Genomic DNA, 20,070 nt, shown 5'->3' with positions numbered 1-20,070 from the left:
AGGTGTCGGGGGACGGGTGTGGTCCCCGGGAAACGAGTCGGGCCCTGCTCCGGAGAGGAGCAGGGCCCGACGGGTTGGTGCTACCGCCTACCGGCGGTGTGGATCAGGCGTTCTTGCGACGCCGGGCCGCGACGAGCAGGCCACCACCGACACCGACGGCCGTGAGGCCACCGAGCATGGGCAGTGCGATCGAGGCGCCGGTGTAGGCGAGCCCGCCCGGCTGGGCGCTGGAGGCGACGCCACCGGAGACGGTGAAGTCAGCGCGCAGGACGTAGGGGTTGCCGTTGGCGTCGACACCCGTGGCCACCAGGCTGTGCTCGCCGTTGACCAGGTTCGCCGGGATGGTGACGTCGACGGTGAAGTTGCCGTTCTCGTCGGCGACGACGGTCCCGACCACCTGGGGCTCGGAGTAGACGACCAGGGTGACGGTGGAGAAGGGCAGGTAGCCGCTGCCGACGAAGGTCATCTTCTGGCCGGCGGTGACCTTGTCGACCGACCCGTCCTTCGACTTCAGCTCGGCGTTGCCGGCCGGGACGGACTTGGCGACCGTCGGGGCCGGGACGACGCCGGTGACGATGAACTCGCCGGACTCACCCAGGTTGCCCTCGGTGTCGAAGGCGTGGACGCCGACGGTGTACTGCTGGCCTGCCTCGACACCCAGCAGGCAGGCGCGCCCGTCGGCGTCGACGACGCAGGTGACCAGACCGGCGCTGCTCTGCGGCTCGGCACCCGGGAGGGCGAAGACCTCGTAGCCGGCGATGCCGGTCGTGTCGGCCGGGGCGTCCCAGGTGACGTTGATCGAGGAGGTGCCCACGGAGGCCTTGACGTTCACCGGCGCGGCGACGACGACGCCGGGGACCTCGGTGCCGCAGTCGCCAGCGGCGATCACACTGATCGCCGAGGAGGAGCTGCCACCGGTGTACAGCGGGGAGTCGTAGGCGTCGGCCGCCGCCTTGGCCGCGTCGGCGGCAGCCTGCGAGGCCGTGGCGTCGGCAGCGGCCTTGTCAGCAGCGGCCTTGGCGGTGTCCGCGGCGGTGGCGGCCGCGGTCGCGGCGGTGGCCTTGGCCGTCGCGGTCGCGGCGGTGGAGGTGACGAGCTCGTCGGCGGTGGCCTTGGCAGCCTTGGCCTCGTCGAGGTTGGCCTTCGCCTCGTCGGCGGCGGCCTTGGGGGCGACGGCGTCGGCCGCGGCCTCGTCGGCAGCGGTCTTGGCGGTCTCAGCGGCGCTCTGAGCAGCGGTCGCGGCGGTTGCGAGCTCGCTCGCGCTGGTCAGCGCCGCCTGCCAGGCCTGGTAGTCGGCGGACGCCAGCGTCGATGCCAGGGCGGCAGCCTGGAACGCGGAGGCCTCGGCGTTGGCAGCGGCAGTGACAGCAGCGTCGGCGGACTCCACCGCGGCCTGGGCATCGGCCTTGTCCTGGTCGGTCGACGACGGGTCGTCATTGATCGTCTGGAGGTATTCGGCCGCCGACTGCGCGTTGTCCCGCGCAATCGCTGCCTCCGAGGAGGCGTCCATGTAGGCCTGGCCGGCGTCCGCCTCAGCGATGTGCGACTGGATGTTCTTCTGCTCCGCCTCGGCGGCGGCCTCGGCCGCGTTGTCCGAGGCGGTCTTGGCGGCGGCAGCATCCTCGGTGGCGGTGGCGAGGTTCTGCTCGGCCAGCGCGACCTCAGCCGACGCGGCGTCGTAGGTGGCCTTCGCGGCGTCGTAGGCGACCTGCGCGGCGTCGACGGCCGACTGCGCGGCTGCGGCAGCGGTGACAGCCGACGCGGCGGTGGCGGCGGCTGCCACGGAGGCGTCGGCGGCCGACTTGGCGGCGTCCTGGGCGACGACCGCAGCTGCACCGGCCTTGTCGGCCGCGTCCTTGGCGAGCGCGGCAGCGGCGGCGGCCTTGTCGGCGGCGGCGCGGGCGTCCGCGGCCGGGTCGCTGGTGACCGGGCCGCAGTTCGCGTCCGTGGTGGTGGTCGGCGCGGCCTGGGCGACCCCGGCCATGCTCATGACAGCAGTGGAGGCAGCGATGGTGCCGACGGCCAGCAGGCCGCTCCAACGCCGCGCAGGGCTCTTGATGCTCACGTCGTCTCCCCGAATCAACCCGGACTACCGGGTGGCATGTGCCCCGGTGATCCGGGCGCGAAGTGACAACACCATGCGCACAGGTGCGACACATCTACGCCGCGAGCGTGTGTTACGGCACGTTACTGGATCGTTATGTGGGCCGATCCGGTCGGTTTGTCGGCAAGAAACGACAACGATCGACCGGCTCTAGCGGACTGCGCCGACCAGGTGTTCGGTGCCCGTCCCGGCGTCCCGGACGGTGAGGTCCCACCCCGAGGCCGCCGCTGCCATCGCCAGCACGACGGTCGCGGGGAGGAACAGCGGCTTCCGGAAGGCGACGTCCACGGTGGGCGCGTCGGGCATCCGGCCGGACAGCGCCGCCAGCGCGCGTGCCTGCACCCACATGCCGTGCGCGATGGCCCGCCGGAAGCCGAAGGCGCGCGCGGTCAGGCCGGACAGGTGGATCGGGTTCACGTCGCCGGAGACCCTGGCGTAGCGCCGGCCGGCGTCGGCGGGCACCCGCCACCGGGCCGTCGTCCGCGCGAGCTCGCCGACGGACACGTCCAGATCGGCCTGCGGCGAACCCTCCGGCGCGGCGGCGCCGCGGGCCAGGTAGGTCGACCGCCCGCGCCACACCTCAGCCCCACCGACCGAGACCGACGCGCACAGGTCGACCGTCGCGCCGCTGCGATGGGCGGCCAGCCGCTCGGCCCACACCTGCAGGTCGAGCGGTTCGGCCGAGCTGATCGGCCGGACCTGCTCGATCACGTTGCGCACGTGCACCAGCCCGGGCAGCGCCAGCGGGAACGACCGGTCCGTCATCAGCGCGACCTGCAGCGGGAATGTGAGCACGTGCGGGAAGGTCACCGGGAGGGTGTCGCTGAGCGGGAACCGGCACACCTCGTCGTAGTCGGCCAGCCGGCCCGGGTCGACCCGCACGCCCTCCCGGGCCAGCCGGGTGGTCGGCAGGTCACCGCCACGGCCGCGGGCGGTGAGCGCGGCGCGGACCAGCAGCGCCGTCATGTCCGGCTGCGCGTCGAGCGTCGTCGTCATCAGGCGCCGAGCAGCGACTGGCCGCACACCCGCACGACCTGGCCGTTGACCCCGCTGCTGCCCGGCTGGGCGAGCCAGGCGATCGTCTCGGCGACGTCCACCGGCAGCCCTCCCTGCTGCAGCGAGTTGAGCCGTGCGCCGACCTCGCGGGTGCCGAGCGGCATCCGCGCCGTCATCTCGGTGACGATGAAGCCCGGCGCGACCGCGTTGATGGTGGCGCCGCGCTCGGCGAACGCGGGCGCCCAGGCGCGCACCATGCCGATGATCCCGGCCTTGGACGCCGCGTAGTTGGTCTGCCCGCGGTTCCCGGCGATGCCGGACTGCGAACTGACGCTCACCACCCGGGCGGCGGGCCGGAGCGCACCCTCGGTCGCCAGCAGCGCCGCGGTGAGGTCGAGCTGGGCCTGCAGGTTGACCGCCATCACCGAGTTCCAGCGGTCGGCGTCCATGTTGACCAGCAGGTTGTCCCGGGTGATGCCGGCGTTGTGCACCACGACGTCCACCCCGCCGTGCCGCGCGACCAGCTGGCGGGCCAGCCGCGGACCGGCGTCCGCGGCGGTGACGTCCAGGGCCACCGCCGTCCCGTGCACCTCGTTGGCGACCTGGGCCAGCTGCTCCCCCGCCGCCGGGACGTCGACGGCGACCACGTGCGCGCCGTCGCGGGCCAGCACCCGGGCGATGGCCGCGCCGATGCCGCGCGCCGCGCCGGTGACGACGGCGACCTTGCCGGCGAGCGGCCGGTCGACGTCCTCGGCGGCGGGCAGGTCCGCCGGCGCCAGGGTCAGCACCTGGCCGTCGACGTAGGCCGAGCGGCCGGAGAGGAAGAACCGCACCGGGCCGGCCAGGCCGTCCTCGGCGCCGGCGGGCACGAGCACCAGGTTGGCCGTCGCGCCGGACCGCAGCTCCTTGGCCAGAGAGCGGACCAGGCCCTCGAGCGCCTGCCGGGCCGCGGCCTGGGCGGGGTCGCCTGCGTCGGCCGGCGGGTCGGCGAGGACCAGCACCCGGCCGCTCGGCGCCAGCCGCCGCACCGCCGGGGCGAGCAGCGCGTGCGCCCCGGCCAGGTCAGCGGGGCCGGTGAGCCCGGTGGCGTCGAGCAGGACGGCGGACAGCCGCTCGCCGTCCTCGGCCGGGTTGCTGACCGTGATACCGGCCTCGATCAGCAGCGCGGTCAGCTGGTCGCGCAGCCGTCCCTGCCCGGCCGAGCCGACCACGGCCGGGCCGGGCAGCAGCGGCTGACCGGGCTCGTACCGGCGCAGCTCCGCCGGCCGGGGCAACCCCAGCTGCGTCGTGATCGTGCCGCCGAGGCCGGAGTTGGCGAAGTCGCGGTACCAGTCGCTCATGTCGTCGTCCTTGCGTCGTTGCCGGTTTCGGCGCCGAAACCTGCAGGGGGTGGGGTCAGGACTCGAGGACAGCGACGACGCCCTGGCCACCGGCGGCGCAGATGGAGATCAGGCCGCGCTTGCCCGGGCCCGCCTCCTGCAGCTGCTTGGCCAGCGACGCCACGATCCGGCCGCCGGTCGCGGCGAAGGGGTGGCCAGCCGCCAGCGACGAGCCGTTGACGTTGAGCTTCGTCCGGTCGATCGCACCCAGCGGGGCGTCCAACCCCAGCGTGTCCTTGCAGTACGCCGGGTCCTCCCACGCCTTCAGCGTCGCGAGCACCGTGGAGGCAAAGGCCTCGTGGACCTCGTAGAAGTCGAAGTCCTGCAGGGTCAGCCCGTTGCGGGCGAGCAGCACCGGGACGGCGTGGACGGGCGCCATCAACAGCCCCTCGCCGCCGTGCACGAAGTCGACCGCGGCGGTCTGCGCGTCGACGAGGTGCGCGAGCACCGGCAGGCCGTGCGCGGCCGCCCACTCGTCCGAGGCCAGCAGGACGGCGGACGCGCCGTCGGTGAGCGGGGTCGAGTTGCCGGCCGTCATCGTGCCCTCGGGCCCGCCGAACACCGGCTTCAGCGTCGACAGCTTCTCCACCGAGGAGTCCGGCCGCAGGTTGTCGTCCCGGGTCAGGCCGAGGAACGGCGTCACCAGGTCGTCGAAGAAGCCGCGGTCGTAGGCGGCCGCGAGCGCCCGGTGCGACCGGACGGCCAGCTCGTCCTGCTCCTCGCGGCCGATCTCCCACTCCGCGGCCGTGATCGCCGCGTGGTCGCCCATCGCCAGACCGGTCCGCGGCTCGGCGTTGCGCGGCGCCTCCGGCACGAGCTGCCCGGGGCGGATCCGGGCCAGCGCCGCCAGCCGCTGCTTCAGCGTCCGGGCCGAGTTCAGGCTCAGCAGCGTGCGGCGCAGCTCCTCGTTCACCGCGAGCGGCGCGTCCGACGTCGTGTCGACCCCGCCGGCGATCCCGGACTCGATCTGCCCCAGCGCGATCTTGTTGGCGACCAGGACGGCGGCCTCCAGCCCCGTGCCGCAGGCCTGCGCGACGTCGTAGGCCGGCGTGGCCGCGGACAGCCGCGAGCCGAGGACGGCCTCGCGGGTCAGGTTGAGGTCGCGGGAGTGCTTGAGGACGGCGCCGGCGACGACCTCACCGACCGCCTCGCCCTGCAGCCCGAACCGGGCGACGAGCCCGTCGATGGTCGCGGTGAGCATGCCGGAGTTGCTGGCCCGGGCGTAGGCGCGGTTGCTGCGGGCGAACGGGATGCGGTTGCCGCCGACGATCGCGGCCTGGCGAGTGGCTGGCATGGGGACCTCCGGGTCGAGGACGCCGGACACGCGCCCGACGCGGACTGCTGTCCCGCCCAGAGCACGCTCTCGGCGGGGAGTGCTTCCGCCACAGGCGTGCTCTTGGCGGTAAGTGGTGCCGCCAGAGGCGCGTCTGGCACGGAAGGGTGAGTGGGGTGAGCGGTACCGAAGGTATCAGGTACCGTCGGTAGCGTGAAGGAGACGACGCGGCGCGACCGGCGCGACTCCCGGTGGGACGAGCACCGCCGCGCCCGCCGCGAGCAGCTCGTCGACGCCACGCTGACCGCGGTCGGCCGGGTGGGCGCCGCCGTCGGCATGGAGGAGATCGCGGCCGAGGCGGGCACGAGCAAGACCGTCGTCTACCGGCACTTCGCCGACCGCAACGAGCTGCACGTCGCGGTCTGCGAACGGGTCGCCACCCAGCTCACCCGCAAGCTGCGCGAGGCGATGGGCAGCAGCTCCGACCCGCGGCAGATGGTCGCGGCCGCCGTCGACACCTACCTGGCCTTCCTCGAGGCCGACCCCGAGGTCTACCGCTTCGTCGTCACCCACTCCCCGGCCGGCGACGACGGCAGCGACCCCATCCGGACCCTGTCCACGCTGGTCGGTGACGAGGTGGGCCGGTTGGTGGCCGACTTCCTGGCCCGGGCCGGCCAGGACACCGCACCGGCCGCCGCCTGGGGGCACGGCGTCATCGGCCTGGTCCGCGCCGCCGCCGACTGGTGGCTGCGCGCCGACCGCCCCGTGCCCCGCCCGCAGCTCGCCGCACAGCTGACCGACCTCGCCTGGGTCGGCCTGTCCGGCGTCGTGACCCCCGCTCCGCGCACCCTGGAGGAGAACCCGTGACCAGCACCCCCGCCCCCCTCACCCCGGTCGACCCCGCGCGGCTGACCGAGGTCCTCGACGGCCGGTGGGCGCAGGTCCGCCGCGACGCGCGGGAGCAGCTCGGCAGCGCCCGGTACGCGCCGGTCTACGGCGAGTCGATGCCGCAGGCGCGGGAGCGGGTGACCGCGCTGACCCGGGAGCTCGCCGCCACCGGCCGGGTCTCCCTCGGCTTCCCCCGCAAGTACGGCGGCGCGGACGACGCCGGCGGCTCGGTGGTGTCGGTGGAGATGCTCGCCTTCGCCGACCTGTCGCTGATGGTCAAGGCCGGCGTCCAGTGGGGGCTGTTCGGTGGCGCCGTCCAGGCGCTGGGCACGAAGCGCCAGCACGACGCCTACCTGCCCGACATCATGAGCTTCGCGCTGCCGGGCTGCTTCGCGATGACCGAGACCGGGCACGGCTCCGACGTCCAGCAGCTGCGGACGACGTGCACCTACGACCCGGCCACGCAGACCTTCGACCTGCACACCCCGCACGAGGCCGCCCGCAAGGACTACATCGGCAACGCGGCGCAGGACGGCCGGATGGCGGTCGTCTTCGCGCAGCTGGTCACCCTCGGCGAGGGCCGGGGCGTGCACGCCTTCCTCGTGCCGATCCGCGACGAGGACGGCGCGCCCATGCCGGGTGTCACGATCGGCGATGACGGCCCCAAGGCCGGGTTGCTCGGCGTCGACAACGGCCGGCTCAGCTTCGACCACGTGACCGTCCCGCGGGACATGCTGCTGGACCGCTACGGCCAGGTCGCCGCCGACGGCACGTACACCTCGACCATCGCCAACGAGACCCGGCGCTTCTTCACCATGCTCGGCACGCTGGTGCGCGGTCGGGTCAGCGTCGGCGGCTCGGCCGGTTCGGCGACGAAGGTGGCGCTGGAGATCGCCGTCCGCTACGGCGACGTCCGCCGCCAGTTCGCCGCCCCGGGCGAGGACCGGGAGGTCGTGGTCAACGACTACCGGGTGCACCAGCGCAAGCTGCTGCCCGCCCTGGCGACGACGTACGCGCTGCACTTCGCCCAGGAGGAGCTCGTCTCCCGGATGCACGACGTGCTGGGCGCCGGCGAGGTCGACGAGGCGGCGCAGCGCGAGCTGGAGTCGCGGGCCGCCGGGCTCAAGGTCGCGAACACCTGGCACGCCACCCGGACCATCCAGCTGGCCCGCGAGGCCTGCGGCGGCGCCGGCTACCTGGCCGAGAACCGGCTGCCGGCGCTCAAGGCCGACACCGACGTGTTCACCACCTTCGAGGGCGACAACACCGTCCTGCTGCAGCTGGTCGCCAAGGGCCTGCTCACCGGCTACCGGGACGCCTTCGGCTCGCTGGACGGCTGGGGCCGCGCGCAGTTCGTCGCCGAGCAGGTGCGCGAGACGGTGCTGGAGCGCACCGCCGCCCGGGCGCTGATCCAGCGGCTCGTCGACGCCGTCCCCGGCCGGGACGACGACGTCGCCCTCACCGACCGCGGCTGGCAGCTCCGGGCGCTGGAGGACCGGGAGAAGCACGTGCTGGGCGGCGCGATCAAGCGGCTGCGCAAGGGCGCGGCGACGCCGGGGACGCGTCCGTTCGACGTCTTCAACGACGTGCAGGACCACGTGCTGGCGGCCGCGCAGGCGCACATCGACCGGATCGTGCTGGAGGCCTTCGTCGCCGGCATCGAGCGCACGGCCGACCCGGCCGCCCGCGCGCTGCTGAGCCGGGTCTGCGACCTGTACGCGCTGAGCACGATCGAGGCGGACAAGGGCTGGTTCCTGGAGCACGGCCGGCTCACCCCCACCCGCGCCAAGGCGCTGACCGGCGCGGTGAACGACCTGCTCGGCGAGCTGCGCCCGCACATGCGGACGCTGGTCGACGCCTTCGCCGTCCCCGAGGCCTGGCTCAACTGCGCCGTCCTGGCCGAGGAGCCGGGCCGCCAGCAGGCCATGGCCGAGCACGACGCCGCCCTGCGCGCGGCCGGCGCCGAGCCCCAGCAGGACGCCACCGCCACCGACCTGCAGATGGCCCCCGCCCAGTAAGAGGAGCAGGTTTCGGCGCCGAGACCGGACGAGGGTTCGGCGCCGAAACCGGGTCAGGCGGTGGGCGGGGCGGGGAAGCCGCCAACGATCTGCTCGAAGGCATGGGCCACCTTCAGGCAGGTGGTGTCCTCGAAGCGCCGGCCGACCAGCATCATCCCGACCGGCAGCCCGTCGGAGAGCCCGGCCGGGACGCTGGTCGCCGGGTGCCCGCTGACGTCGAACGGCGCGGTGTTGACGATCATCTCCAGCGCCCGGGCCACCTGGACCTCGAGCGGGTCGTCGGCGGCGGGGATCAGCGGGGCGACCATCGGCACGGTCGGCATCAGCAGCAGGTCGACGTCGGCGAGCGCCCGGTCGTACTGCGCCCGGACCTCGACGACGAGGTCGCGGGCCATCGCGTAGTGCCGGGTCTGCTCCTGCTGCGCCGACCACCGCCCGGCCAGCGCCACCAGGGTCACCGTCGGCGACCACCGGTCGGCCACCGCCCGGCTCTGCCGCCCGTAGTGGGCGATCAGCTCCGGGTCGTAGAACCCGTCCCAGTTGTGGCCGTAGCCGTTGCCCTCGACCATCTGCACCGCCGCGCCGTCGGTGGCGATCACGTTCCAGACGTGCAGCGCGTGCCGGTGCCACGGCAGGTCGACCTCGACCACCTCGATGCCCAGCTCCCCCAGCCGGGCCGCGGCGGCGCGCACCGTCTCGTCGACGCCGGGCTCGGACAGCCCCTCCCAGCCGAAGCCCTGCGTCACCACGCCCACCCGCAGGCCGGCGACGTCCCCGCCGAGCGCGGCCGCGTACTGCTCGGGCGCCAGGTCGGCCGGCTGCCGCGGGTCGAGACCGTCCCGGCCGGCCAGGACGTCGAGCGCCAGGGCGGCGTCGGCGACGGTGCGGGTGATCGGGCCGAGGTGGTCGATGGTCAGCTCGATCGGGAAGGCGCCGGTGTAGGGCACCAGCCCGAAGGTCGGCTTGTGCCCGACCACGCCGCAGAAGGCGGCCGGCATCCGGATCGACCCGCCCTGGTCGCCGCCGAGGCCGAGGTCCACCTCGCCGGCGGCGACCAGCGCGCCGCTGCCGCTCGAGCTGCCGCCGGTGGTCCGGCTCCGGTCCCAGGGGTTGCGCACCGGGCCGGTCACCGAGGTGTGGCTGCCGCCGGAGAAGCAGAGGTCCTCGCAGACGGACTTGCCGGTGATGGTGGCGCCGGCGGCGAGCAGCCGGCTCACCACGGTGGCGTCCCGGGTGGGCACGAAGCCCTCCAGGGTGTGCGAGCCGTTCATCATCGGGACGCCGGCGACCGCGGTGTTGTCCTTGACCGCCACCGTCCGCCCGGCCAGCGGGCCGTCGGGGGCGCCGGTGATCTCGGTCCGCACGTACCAGGCGCCCAGCGGGTTCGCGTCGTCGTCCGGACGCTGCCCGGACCGGCCCGCCGGCGCCTGCGGCGCGATCGCGGCGTAGAGCTCCTCGACCGCGTCGTAGGAGACCAGCGAGCCGTCGATGAGGGCCGTGTAGGTGGCCACGGCGTCCTCGCCGGGGTGCATGCCGTAGCTCTCGGCGAGCGCGGCGACGTCCTGGGTGTCCGGCCGGCGGATGGCCATGGGTGCCTCCTGGGGGGTCCGGGCACCGCGGTGACCGGTCGGGGCGTGCGGTCGCCCGGAAGCCAGCCTGCGCTGGGCCCTGCCGCCACCGCCACCCGGGGGTCCGGGAGGATGAGCGGTCGTGGAGATCCTGGCGGCCGCCGAGACGTTGCGGGTGCCGGGCGCGGTCGACCTGGCCGCGATCGTCATCGGCGCGCTGACCGGCGGCCTGCTCGCCGCGCGCGAGGGGTTCGCCGTCTCCGGCGTCCTGCTGCTGGCGGTGAGCACCGGCCTGGGCGGCGGGCTGATCCGCGACGTCCTGCTCGCCGACGGCCCGCCGGTCGCGCTGACCGACACCGCCTACCTGCCGACGGTCGCGGTCACCGCCGCGGTGACCTTCTACTTCTCCGGCTGGTTGTCCCGGCTGACCGGGCTGCTGGTCGTGCTGGACGCGATCACGCTGGGCTTCTTCACCGTGATCGGCGCGCAGAAGGCCCAGCTGGCCGGGCTGCCCAGCGCCTCGGTGGTGTTCATCGGCACGGTCACGGCGGTCGGCGGCGCCGTGATCCGGGACGTGCTGCTGGCCCAGCGGGCCGACATCGTGCAGCCGGGGCCCTACAACGCGGTCGCGGCCCTGCTCGGCGCGACCGCGCTCACCGTGCTCGCCGGGCCGCTGGGGTTGCCGCCGCTCCCGGTCGCCGCGCTGGTCATCGTGCTGGTCGCCGCGCTGCGGGTGCTGTCGGTGTGGCGGGGCTGGGAGGCGCCGGTCGCGCTCGACCTGCCCGAGCGCGCCCGCACCCGGCTGGTGGCGCGGCACCCCCGCCGGCGGCGCCGGCGGCGCTGACCCCGCGCTCAGCGCCGGGCGGCGCCCGCCCCGGGGACGACGTCGGGCGCCGGCGCGATGCCCGGCGGGACCCGCTGCGGCCCGGCCTCGGGTGGGCGCGGCAGGTCCTGCGGGTGCAGCCGCACGGCCAGCAGCGCCACGTCGTCCTCGGTGTCGGGGAGGTACATGCGCTCCAGCAGCCGGTCGCACAGCTGCTGCAGCGGCAGCTCGGTGAGCCCGCCGAGCACCCGGACCAGCTCGGCGATGCCGGCGTCGAGGTCCCGGTCGCGCCGCTCCACCAGGCCGTCGGTGTAGAGCAGCAGCGTGCCGCCGCGCTCGATGGTGGCGACCCGGTCGGTGCGCGGCCGGTCCGGCTCCACGCCGAGCAGCAGGTCCGGGGCGTCGCCGTCGAGCAGCGTCACCGTGCCGTCGGGGTCGACGAGCAGCGGCGGTGGGTGCCCCGCGGTCGACCAGCGCACCCGGGTGCGGGACTCGGCCAGCTCCGGGTCGTCCTGCTCCAGCCGGGCGACCAGCGCGGTCGCCATCGCGTCCAGGTCCAGGCCGGCGCCGGCCCGGTCCAGGCCGGTGAGCACCTCGGCGGGGGTGCCCCCGGTGTGGTGGCCGATGCCGCGCAGCAGGCCGCGGAGCTGCCCCATCGCGGCCGCCGCCCGGCTGTCGTGGCCTACGACGTCACCGATCACCAGCATCGTCGCGCCGTCGGGCTGGACGAACGCGTCGTACCAGTCCCCCCCTACCTCCGCCCCGGCCGCCGCGGGCACGTACCGGACGGCGATCTCGCAGTGGTCCGGCGCCGGCGGCGCGGTGAGCATGCTCCGCTGCAGCACCTCCGCCAGCTGGCGCTGCTGGCCGAACAGCCGGGCCTGCTGCAGCGCCACGCCCGCCCGGCGGCCCACCTCCCGCGCCGTGTCGATCTCGGCCTGCGTGTGCGGGCCGCGGTCGGCGGCGGTGTAGAGCCCCAGCACCCCCAGCGTCTGCCCGCGGGCGACCAGCGGGACGGCGAGCCCGGCGGTCGGGTCCAGCCGGGTCAGGGCGCGACGGGCGGCCGGGTCGTCGAGGGCGCGCTCGATGAAGTCGGCGTCCAGCTCGGGCAGCACCACCGGCTGCCCGGTGCGCAGCACCACGCGTGCGGCAGCGTGCTCGGTCATGCCGGCGACCATGGTGCGCACGTACCGCTCCAGCTCCGCGCCCCGGCCGGGGTCGCGGTGCGCGGAGGCCATGTCGCGCAGCCGGCCGCGCTCGTCGGTGACCAGCACCCAGCACCAGTCGCCCAGCGCCGGCACGACCAGCCGGGCCAGCTGCCCGATCTGCTCGGTGATCTCCAGCGTCCCCGACAGCACCCGGCCGGTCTCGGACAGCAGCTGCAGCCGGGCGTTGGCCGCCCGCATCTCGGCCACCGCGGCGTCGCGCTCGGCGTCGGCCTGCAGCCGGGAGACGCTCAGCGCGATCTGCGCGGTCAGCGCCTCCAGCACCTCGACGTCGTCGCCCTCGAACGGGTGCGGGGTCTCCCACACGGCCACGAAGACGCCGAGCAGCCGGCCCTCCACCCGCAGCGGCAGCGCGGCCAGCGCCTCCGCGCCCAGCACCCGGGTCAGCTCGGCCATCGCCGGGAACCGCTCGGCGGCCTCGTCCGGGTCGCGGAGCAGCACCGTCTCCCCGTGCCGGGCCACCCACTGGGTGGGCAGCTCGTCGTCCAGGGCGATCTCCAGGCCGTCGGGGGGCGGGGCCACCCCCGCCTCGGCCGCCGCCACCTCGACCACGTCCATCAGCCGCGAGCCCATGTGCAGCCGCAGCTGACCGGAGCCGGGGTCGAGCACGGCGAGCGCGCCGGTGCTGGCGCCGAGCACCTCGGCGCCGCGCAGCGTGATCTGGGCGAGCTGGTCGATCCGGGTCGCGCCGGCCAGCGCCGCGGCGACCTCGGCGATCGCGGTGGTCCGCTGCAGCGAGGCCAGCCGGCGGCCGGCCTCCTCGCGCGCGTCGGTGACGTCGACCGTCGTCCCCAGGAACCGGACCGCCTCGCCGCGCGAGTTGCGGACCACCCGGCCGCGGGAGACCGCCCAGCGCAGCGCCCCGTCGGCCCGCAGCACCCGCATCTCCGCGACGAACTCGCCGCTGCCCTCGAGCGCCGCGCGCATCGCCGCGGCCACCGAGGCGTGGTCGTCCGGGTGGATGGCGGCCATCAGCTGGCTGTCGTCGCCGACGTGCTCGAGCGGGCCCTGCAGCCCGAAGATCGCCGCGTTGCGCTGGTCCCAGTACACGGTCCCGGTGCGCAGGTCGCGCTCCCAGATGCCGACCGAGCCCGCCTCCAGCGCGACGTCCAGCCGGGCCAGCGAGGCGCCGACGGCCGACTGCGCGGCGGCGAGCTCCAGCTCGGCGATCACCGACGCGGACAGCTGCCCGAGCAGCTCGGCGGCGTCCGCGGACCAGCTCCGCGGCCGGGGGTCGTACACCGCGAGGACGCCGACGACGTGCCCGGACGCCGCCACCAGCGGCGCACCGAGGTAGGCCTGCACCTGGCCGGAGGTCACCGCGGGCAGCTGTGCGAGCTGCTCGTCGCGGCGCGCGTCGGGGACGTCGAGCGGCACGGCCCGGCGCACGGTCATCGCCGACAGCGCGCCGGTGAGCAGGGCGGGGCCGCCGACCACACCGGCCGGCAGCCCGTGCCCGCCGACGACGACGTCGTGGTCGGTGAACAGGGTGACCTTGGCGTGCGGGGCCCCGACCAGCCGGGCGGCGAGCCCGGACAGCCGGTCGTAGGCGGCCGGTCCGGAGACCTCGTCCAGCAGCCGGCGGGCGGCCGCGACCCGGTGCGGGTCGGACAGCGGGTCGGACGCCGCCGTCGTGCTCGTCGCGGGCGCGATGGCCGGCCTCCTCTCGGCTCCGCCGGCTCGGGCCGGACGCGTTCCCGGCTCCGTCGCCGGTCACCCACCGGGCGGTGGAGCGCTCCATGCTGGCACGGCCCGCGCTCCCGGACGGGCACCGCTTCGTGGCGGGGCGCTCAAGCTCCGCGGGCGGACGGCCGATCTGGGAGGTGTGACCGCGACCCTCCCCGACCGCTGGGACTGCCGCCCGCTGCTGGCCGGCGAGGACGACCTGACCGTCGTCTTCCAGCCGATCGTCGACCTGGCCACGGCCACCGTGGCCGGCTACGAGGCGCTGGCCCGGTTCCCCGGGACCGCCTCGCCCGACGTCTGGTTCGCCGCCGCCGCGGAGGCCGGGCTCGGCGCCGAGCTGGAGGCCCTGGCCATCCGGCGCGCGCTGGCCTTCCTGCCCGACCTGCCGCCCAACACCTTCCTGACCGTCAACGTCAGCCCGCACCTGCTCGGCACCGCCCCGGTCGCCGCCGCCTTCGCCGAGCCGGCCACGCTGCGCCGGGTGGTCGTCGAGCTGACCGAGCACATGCCCACGCCCGACCTGGCGGCGCTGCGGGAGCAGACCGCCGCGCTACGCGGTCGCGGCGCGCTCATCGCCATCGACGACGCCGGCTCCGGCTACGCCGGCCTGCAGCAGCTCGCCGAGGTGCGCCCGCAGCTGGTCAAGCTCGACCGCGCGCTGGTCGCCGGGATCGACGACGACCCGGTGAAGGCCGCGCTGGCCGAGATGGTCGGCACCTTCACCAACCGGGTCGACGCCTGGCTGCTGGCCGAGGGCATCGAGACCGTCGGTGAGCTCGCCGTGTTCGCCCGGCTCGGCGTCCCGCTGGCCCAGGGCTGGCTGCTCGGCCGCCCGGCGCCGCACTTCGCCCCGCTCACCCCCGAGGTCACCCAGCTGGTCCGCAACCAGGTCGCCCGCGCCCAGCTGGCCGAGAGCGTCGCCAGCCTGCTGCGGCCGATCCGCCAGCGCGAGGCCTTCGAGGGGGACGACGCCCCGGCCCCCTACGTCGTGCTGGACCGGACCGGCGTCCCCACCGAGCTGGTGCTCGCCGACCCGCGCACCGGCGGGACCTACCGCGCGCCGGTCACGCTGCGGGTGCACCCGTCCGCCGGGGTCGCCGAGACCCTGCAGCGCGCGCTGACCCGCCGGCCCGTGCACCGCTTCGACCCGGTGCTGTGCACCGACCGCAACGGCGCCGTCCTGGGCGTCCTGCGGATCGAGGACCTCGCCTCCGCCGCCGCCACCCCCTGACCCCCGGGGCCGTGAACCCGCCCCGGTGCACCACCCTGACCGCCTGCCGGCGGACAGCCACCCAGAGCAAGGGAGCCATCATGAAGGCCTTCGCCTGCGGGGACGTCGTCCCCGGCTGCACGCGTTCGTTCACCGCCCCCGACGAGCAGGGCATCCTCGCCCAGGTCGCCGCGCACGCCGGCGCCGACCACGGGCTGACCGAGGTCTCGCCCGAACTCGTCGAGCAGGTCCGCGCCGCCATCGTCTTCGCGTAGCCGGTTGTGGAGTGCCAGCGCATCGTCTTCCGAGCGCTGGCACTCCATCAGCGCCTCAGGCGCTGGCGTCGGTGAGGCGCTGGCGCTCGTCGTCGGTGAGGACCAGGTCCAGCATCGGCAGCAGGTCGGCCAGCTGGTCGACCGAGCGGCCGCTGGCGATCGGCGCGGTGACCGTCGGCTGGTCGGCCAGCCAGCGCAGCGCCACCGCGGCGCCGGTGGTGCCGTGCGCGTCGGCGACCTCGGCCAGCGCGGCCAGCACCCGGTCGCCCTTCTCGCCCACGTACTGCGAGGCGCCCTTCGCCCGCGGCGAGTCGATGGTCTCGCCGGCCCGGTACTTGCCGGTCAGGAAGCCGCGGGCCAACCCGAAGTAGGGCATCGAGCCCAGCCCGTGCTCGGCCACCACGTCGCGCAGCTCGGCCTCGTAGGCCGGCCGCTCCATCAGGTTGTAGTGCGGCTGCAGGGCCACGTACCGGGCCGCACCGAGCCGCTCCGAGGTCTCCAGCGCCTCGGTCAGCCGCTTCGCCGAGTAGTTCGACGCCGCGATGTGCCGGACCTTGCCCGACCGCACCAGCTCGTCGAACGCGGTGAGCGTCTCCTCCAGCGGCGTCGTCTCGTCGTCGTAGTGGGCGTAGTAGAGGTCGATCGTGTCGACCTGCAGGTTGCGCAGCGACCGCTCCGCGGCGTCCCGGATCTCCGGCGCCGACAGCGGGTGCTCCTTCTCCCCCGGGCTGGCCTTGGTGGCCACGACCACCCGGTCGCGCATGCCGCGCTCGGCCATCCAGCGGCCGAGGATCTGCTCGGACACCCCGTTGCCGTACATCTCGGCGGTGTCCACGAACGGGGACTGGGTGCTGGGGACGGCGTCGACGAAGCGGTCGAGCAGCGCGAAGGACGTCGGCTCGTCCGCCGTCCAGCCGAACACGTTGCCGCCCAGGCAGAGGTCGCTGACGGTCAGGTCGGTACCGGGGAGCTGAGGCATGGGTCCACGCTAAGTCGGTGTGCTGTGCACCGCTCATCCGGCACCTGCTGGATGCCCGGGACGGTCGGGAGCGCGTGACGGCTGGGGCCGACGAGCACGAAAACCGCGCCGATCCGGGGTCCCGGGTGGCCAGGAGTGATCTCGGCATGGAAATGTGCCCGCCGTTGCTGGTCGACAGCGTGGTCGACCAGATCCGCCCGCCGTACCCCCGGCCGCGCACCTGGTGCGCTCCGGGACGGCACGGTGGATGCCCCGGGGTCCACCTGGACGACCGGGGAGCGGCCGGTCCGCCGTCCGCGACACCAGACTGCGTCCGCCCCGGACGGGGCGGGCAGCGCCCCCCAGTGAGAGGAACCCAGATGAACAAGTCCGAACTCGTCTCCGCCATCGCCAAGCGCGCCGACGTCCCCTCCGCCACCGTCGACCAGGTGCTCAACGGCCTGCAGGAGGAGCTCGTCGAGGCCATCACCCGCGGCGACAAGGTCGCCCTCCCCGGGCTGCTCACCGTCGAGCGCTCGCAGCGTTCGGCCCGCACCGGCCGCAACCCGCAGACCGGTGAGTCGATCGAGATCGCCGCGGCGCACACCGCCAAGGTGACCGCCGGCTCCAACCTGAAGAAGGCCGCTGCCGCCGTCCCGGTGAAGTGAGCTGACAGCTCGACCTGAGCACCTCCGACGCCCCCGTCGCGTTCCTGGCACCCCGTGCCAGGATGCGGCGGGGGCGTCGCTCATCGGGGAGCACGCCACGACGCGGGGGTGTCCGTGACCGCTGTGCAGACCGACCTGTCCGTGACCACCGACCCGGCCGAGGTCGGGCTGGACGCCGAGCGGCTGCAGCGGGTGGACCGCCGGCTGGCCCGCTGGGTCGACGAGGGCCAGCTGCCCGGGTTCCTGGTGACGGTGGCCCGGCACGGGCACCTGGTGCACGTCGGCAGGTACGGCTCCGCCGACGTCGAGGCCGGCCGGCCGGTCACCGACGGCACCCGCTGGCGGATCTACTCGATGACCAAGCCGGTGACCTCGGTGGCGGCGATGTCGCTGTACGAGGAGGGCGCCTTCGAGCTGGGCGACCCGATCAGCCGCTGGCTGCCGGAGTTCGCCGAGGCCCGGGTGTACGCCGCCGGGCCGGCGCAGAAGCCGGTGACCGTGCCGCTGATGACGCCGATCCGGGTGCACCACCTGCTCTCCCACACCTCCGGGCTGACCTACGGGTTCCACCACGCCCACCCGGTCGATGCCCACTACCGGCTGCGCGGCCACGAGTGGGGCACCCCGCCCGGCGCGGACTCCGCCGAGGTCACCCGCCAGTTCGCCGCCATGCCGCTGCTGTTCCAGCCCGGCAGCGAGTGGAACTACGGGGTGTCCACCGACGTGCTCGGCCGGCTGGTGGAGGTCGTCGCCGGCAAGCCGCTGGACGAGGTGTTCGCCGAGCGGGTGTTCGGGCCGCTGGGCATGACCGAGACGTCGTTCGGCCTGCGCCCCGAGGACGACGTGGACTCCCTCGCCCAGCTCTACGGCCCCGGCGTCGTCCCGCTGCCGGCGCCCTTCGCCGAGGCCGCGCACCGCAAGCCCGCCTTCCTGTCCGGCGGCGGCGGGCTGGTCTCCACCGCCGGGGACTACCTCAAGTTCGTCGAGATGCTGCGCGCCGGCGGCCTGACGCCGTCCGGGGAGCGGGTGCTCGGCTCCCGCACGCTGGCGCACATGGTGCGCAACCACCTGCCCGGCAACGCCGACCTGGAGACCTTCGGCCGGCCGCTGTACGCCGAGGTGCCGCTGCGCGGCGTCGGCTTCGGGCTCGGCTTCTCCACCGTGATCGACCCGGTCCGCTACGGCGGGGTGGCCAGCGCCGGCACCTACAGCTGGGGCGGGGCGGCCTCGACCGAGTTCTACGTCGACCCGGTCGAGGACCTCACGGTCAGCTTCTACACGCAGCTGCTGCCCTCGAGCACCCTGCCGATGCGCAACTACCTCCGCCCCCTGGTCCAGCAGGCCCTGATCTGAGGCATAGGAAGCTTTACACCCGGTCTCGAGCGCTGGACCGGGTGCAGAGGTTCCTATGCCTGGCCCTCAGGATGGGGGCATGGAGCCGAGCCACGTCCTGCTGCCCGACGAGCGCACCCTGCACGGCTCCTGGGACCGGGACCGTCCGCCGGTGCTGACCGTCGACCCCGGGACGACGGTGCGCTTCGGCACCCTGGACTCCGGCTGGTGGACCGGCCCGCACGACCCCACCGACCCCGGCGCCCGGCGGCGCCACCCGCTGCACGACCCGGCGCACGGGCACGCGCTCACCGGCCCGGTCGCCGTCCGCGGCGCGGAGGCCGGGCAGGTGCTGAGCGTGCGGGTCGACGACGTCGTCCCCGGGGCGTTCGGCGCCACCTACGTCGGGATGCGGTCGACCCCGCTCAACGAGCGGCTGGGGGTCACCGCCGCACCGACCGTGCACGCCTGGGACCTCGACCCGGTCGCCGGCGTCGGCCGCAACCAGGCCGGGCACACGGTCGCCCTGCGGCCCTTCCTCGGCGTGATGGGGGTGCCGCCAGCCGAGCCCGGCCAGCACTCGACCATCCCGCCGTACTGGCACGGCGGGAACATCGACTGCCGGGAGCTGGTCGCCGGCGCGACGCTCTACCTCCCGGTGACCGTGCCCGGTGCGCTGTTCTCGATCGGCGACGGGCATGCCGCGCAGGGGGACGGCGAGGTCAGCGGGACGGCGATCGAGTGCCCGATGGACCGCGTCGACCTGACCCTCGACGTGCTGCCCGACCTCTTCGGGGCCCCGCTGCGCACGCCGGTGGCGAGGACCCCCGCCGGCTGGGTGACCATGGGCGTGGCCGACGACCTGGACGAGGCCATGGCGGTCGCGCTGGACGCCATGCTCGACGTGATGGCCGCGCTGCACGGGATCAGCCGCTCCGACGCGCTCGGCCTGGCCAGCGTGGTGGTCGACCTGCGGGTCACCCAGGTGGTCAACCAGGTGGTCGGCGTCCACGCCGTCCTCCCCTGGGGCGCGCTCCGCTGACCTGCCGTTCCACCGAGAGCACGCCTTCGGCGGACCTGGGTCCCGCCAATAGCGTGCCTTTGGCGGAACTCTCAATCGCCGGTGGCGCCGTCGATGCGCTCGCGGAGGAGGTCGGCGTGGCCGTTGTGCCGGGCGTACTCCTCGATCATGTGCAGGAAGACCCAGCGCAGCGAGACCTGCTGACCGTGCCGCAGGCCGGCGCCGACGTCGTCCAGCGAGCCGTGCGCACCGGCCAGGCGGCGGCTGACCTCGCACTCGGCGGTGAAGGCGGCCAGCTCCCGGGCCACGGCGGTCGCGGTGTCGGGGTGGTCGGTGTCCCGGCCGACGCCGTCGAAGTCGCCGTCCTCGTCGTCGGGTCCGTAGTAAAGCGGCGGCGCCTGCTCGCCGGCCACGACCCGGCGGAACCAGCTCCGCTCGACCTCGGTCATGTGCCGCAGCAGCCCGCGCAGGCTCAGCGACGACGGCGGGACGGAGCGCTCACCCAGCTGCTCGGGGGTGAGCCCCGAGCACTTGGCCAACAGGGTGGCGCGGTGGAACTCCAGCCACGCCTCCACGGCGGCCCGCTCCCCGTCGCGGTAGGGCGGGTCGACGCGGTCAGGGGCGGGCGGGAACTCGGTCACGGGG

General features: G+C 75.0%; 16 protein-coding genes. 8 read left to right on the top strand and 8 right to left on the bottom strand.

Going from position 1 to position 20,070, the window contains the following annotated elements; all coding sequences use genetic code 11:
• Positions 1–103: 103 nt before the first annotated feature.
• The 4 genes from MODMU_RS01620 to MODMU_RS01600 all read right to left on the bottom strand — a co-directional run bounded on the left by MODMU_RS01620 (position 104) and on the right by MODMU_RS01600 (position 5,773).
• Positions 104–2,065 (bottom strand): fibronectin type III domain-containing protein, encoded by a 1,962-nt coding sequence (locus tag MODMU_RS01620; protein WP_014738402.1) that lies wholly within the window; start codon positions 2,063–2,065, stop codon positions 104–106.
• A gap of 189 nt (positions 2,066–2,254) precedes the next feature.
• Complete coding sequence (locus MODMU_RS01610) at positions 2,255–3,100, bottom strand: MaoC family dehydratase (RefSeq protein WP_014738401.1); 846 nt, start codon at positions 3,098–3,100, stop codon at positions 2,255–2,257.
• Complete coding sequence (locus MODMU_RS01605; protein WP_014738400.1) at positions 3,100–4,440, bottom strand: 3-oxoacyl-ACP reductase; 1,341 nt, start codon at positions 4,438–4,440, stop codon at positions 3,100–3,102. The genes MODMU_RS01610 and MODMU_RS01605 overlap by 1 nt, the downstream gene beginning before the upstream one ends.
• Before the next feature lie 55 nt (positions 4,441–4,495).
• A complete protein-coding gene (locus MODMU_RS01600) occupies positions 4,496–5,773 on the bottom strand; it encodes an acetyl-CoA C-acetyltransferase (RefSeq protein WP_041795751.1) in 1,278 nt (425 codons plus the stop codon).
• Between the two features lie 192 nt (positions 5,774–5,965).
• Here MODMU_RS01600 and MODMU_RS01595 point away from each other — a divergent pair, with 192 nt between their 5' ends.
• Positions 5,966–6,619, top strand: a complete 654-nt coding sequence (locus tag MODMU_RS01595) for a TetR family transcriptional regulator (RefSeq protein ID WP_014738398.1) — start codon at positions 5,966–5,968, stop codon at positions 6,617–6,619.
• The gene (locus tag MODMU_RS01590; RefSeq protein WP_014738397.1) at positions 6,616–8,658 is read left to right on the top strand and encodes an acyl-CoA dehydrogenase family protein; all 2,043 of its coding nucleotides are present in this window, start codon (positions 6,616–6,618) and stop codon (positions 8,656–8,658) included. Before MODMU_RS01595 ends, MODMU_RS01590 begins: the two co-directional genes overlap by 4 nt.
• A 53-nt stretch (positions 8,659–8,711) precedes the next feature.
• Here MODMU_RS01590 and MODMU_RS01585 read toward each other — a convergent pair whose 3' ends face one another.
• Positions 8,712–10,247 (bottom strand): amidase, encoded by a 1,536-nt coding sequence (locus MODMU_RS01585; RefSeq protein ID WP_014738396.1) that lies wholly within the window; start codon positions 10,245–10,247, stop codon positions 8,712–8,714.
• A gap of 121 nt (positions 10,248–10,368) precedes the next feature.
• Here MODMU_RS01585 and MODMU_RS01580 point away from each other — a divergent pair, with 121 nt between their 5' ends.
• Positions 10,369–11,070 (top strand): trimeric intracellular cation channel family protein, encoded by a 702-nt coding sequence (locus MODMU_RS01580; RefSeq protein WP_014738395.1) that lies wholly within the window; start codon positions 10,369–10,371, stop codon positions 11,068–11,070.
• A gap of 8 nt (positions 11,071–11,078) precedes the next feature.
• Here MODMU_RS01580 and MODMU_RS01575 read toward each other — a convergent pair whose 3' ends face one another.
• Positions 11,079–13,889: a SpoIIE family protein phosphatase gene (locus MODMU_RS01575; RefSeq protein ID WP_231851846.1), complete on the bottom strand. Its 2,811-nt coding sequence runs from the start codon at positions 13,887–13,889 to the stop codon at positions 11,079–11,081.
• 211 nt (positions 13,890–14,100) lie between these two features.
• Between MODMU_RS01575 and MODMU_RS01570 the strand changes: the two genes are divergently transcribed.
• Positions 14,101–15,192 carry an EAL domain-containing protein gene (locus tag MODMU_RS01570; RefSeq protein WP_014738393.1) on the top strand — a complete coding sequence of 364 codons (1,092 nt, stop codon included), beginning with the start codon at positions 14,101–14,103 and terminating at the stop codon, positions 15,190–15,192.
• An 80-nt stretch (positions 15,193–15,272) separates the two neighbouring features.
• A complete protein-coding gene (locus MODMU_RS27455; RefSeq protein WP_014738392.1) occupies positions 15,273–15,446 on the top strand; it encodes a DUF1059 domain-containing protein in 174 nt (57 codons plus the stop codon).
• A 55-nt stretch (positions 15,447–15,501) separates the two neighbouring features.
• On the opposite strand, the gene MODMU_RS01565 is transcribed toward MODMU_RS27455, so the two are convergent.
• Positions 15,502–16,425, bottom strand: a complete 924-nt coding sequence (locus MODMU_RS01565; RefSeq protein ID WP_014738391.1) for an aldo/keto reductase — start codon at positions 16,423–16,425, stop codon at positions 15,502–15,504.
• A 359-nt stretch (positions 16,426–16,784) separates the two neighbouring features.
• Between MODMU_RS01565 and MODMU_RS01560 the strand changes: the two genes are divergently transcribed.
• The 3 genes from MODMU_RS01560 (at position 16,785) to MODMU_RS01550 (ending at position 19,446) form a co-directional block, all read left to right on the top strand.
• A complete protein-coding gene (locus MODMU_RS01560; RefSeq protein ID WP_014738390.1) occupies positions 16,785–17,072 on the top strand; it encodes an HU family DNA-binding protein in 288 nt (95 codons plus the stop codon).
• A gap of 114 nt (positions 17,073–17,186) precedes the next feature.
• Positions 17,187–18,425, top strand: a complete 1,239-nt coding sequence (locus tag MODMU_RS01555) for a serine hydrolase domain-containing protein (RefSeq protein WP_231851742.1) — start codon at positions 17,187–17,189, stop codon at positions 18,423–18,425.
• 79 nt (positions 18,426–18,504) lie between these two features.
• Complete coding sequence (locus tag MODMU_RS01550) at positions 18,505–19,446, top strand: acetamidase/formamidase family protein (RefSeq protein ID WP_014738388.1); 942 nt, start codon at positions 18,505–18,507, stop codon at positions 19,444–19,446.
• A 71-nt stretch (positions 19,447–19,517) separates the two neighbouring features.
• Here MODMU_RS01550 and MODMU_RS01545 read toward each other — a convergent pair whose 3' ends face one another.
• The gene (locus tag MODMU_RS01545) at positions 19,518–20,066 is read right to left on the bottom strand and encodes a DinB family protein (protein WP_014738387.1); all 549 of its coding nucleotides are present in this window, start codon (positions 20,064–20,066) and stop codon (positions 19,518–19,520) included.
• Positions 20,067–20,070 lie beyond the last annotated feature (4 nt).

This window comes from Modestobacter italicus, from assembly GCF_000306785.1.
Lineage (GTDB): Bacteria > Actinomycetota > Actinomycetes > Mycobacteriales > Geodermatophilaceae > Modestobacter > Modestobacter italicus.
This window is presented reverse-complemented; position numbering and strand designations above follow the sequence as displayed.

Bases quoted from the DNA above. Each gene is read 5' to 3' on its own strand.
- MODMU_RS01610 (WP_014738401.1), bottom strand. From the start codon at position 3,100: ATGACGACGACGCTCGACGCGCAGCCGGACATGACGGCGCTGCTGGTC.
- MODMU_RS01605 (WP_014738400.1), bottom strand. From the start codon at position 4,440: ATGAGCGACTGGTACCGCGACTTCGCCAACTCCGGCCTCGGCGGCACG.
- MODMU_RS01600 (WP_041795751.1), bottom strand. From the start codon at position 5,773: ATGCCAGCCACTCGCCAGGCCGCGATCGTCGGCGGCAACCGCATCCCG.
- MODMU_RS01585 (WP_014738396.1), bottom strand. From the start codon at position 10,247: ATGGCCATCCGCCGGCCGGACACCCAGGACGTCGCCGCGCTCGCCGAG.
- MODMU_RS27455 (WP_014738392.1), top strand. From the start codon at position 15,273: ATGAAGGCCTTCGCCTGCGGGGACGTCGTCCCCGGCTGCACGCGTTCG.
- MODMU_RS01565 (WP_014738391.1), bottom strand. From the start codon at position 16,425: ATGCCTCAGCTCCCCGGTACCGACCTGACCGTCAGCGACCTCTGCCTG.
- MODMU_RS01560 (WP_014738390.1), top strand. From the start codon at position 16,785: ATGAACAAGTCCGAACTCGTCTCCGCCATCGCCAAGCGCGCCGACGTC.
- MODMU_RS01550 (WP_014738388.1), top strand. From the start codon at position 18,505: ATGGAGCCGAGCCACGTCCTGCTGCCCGACGAGCGCACCCTGCACGGC.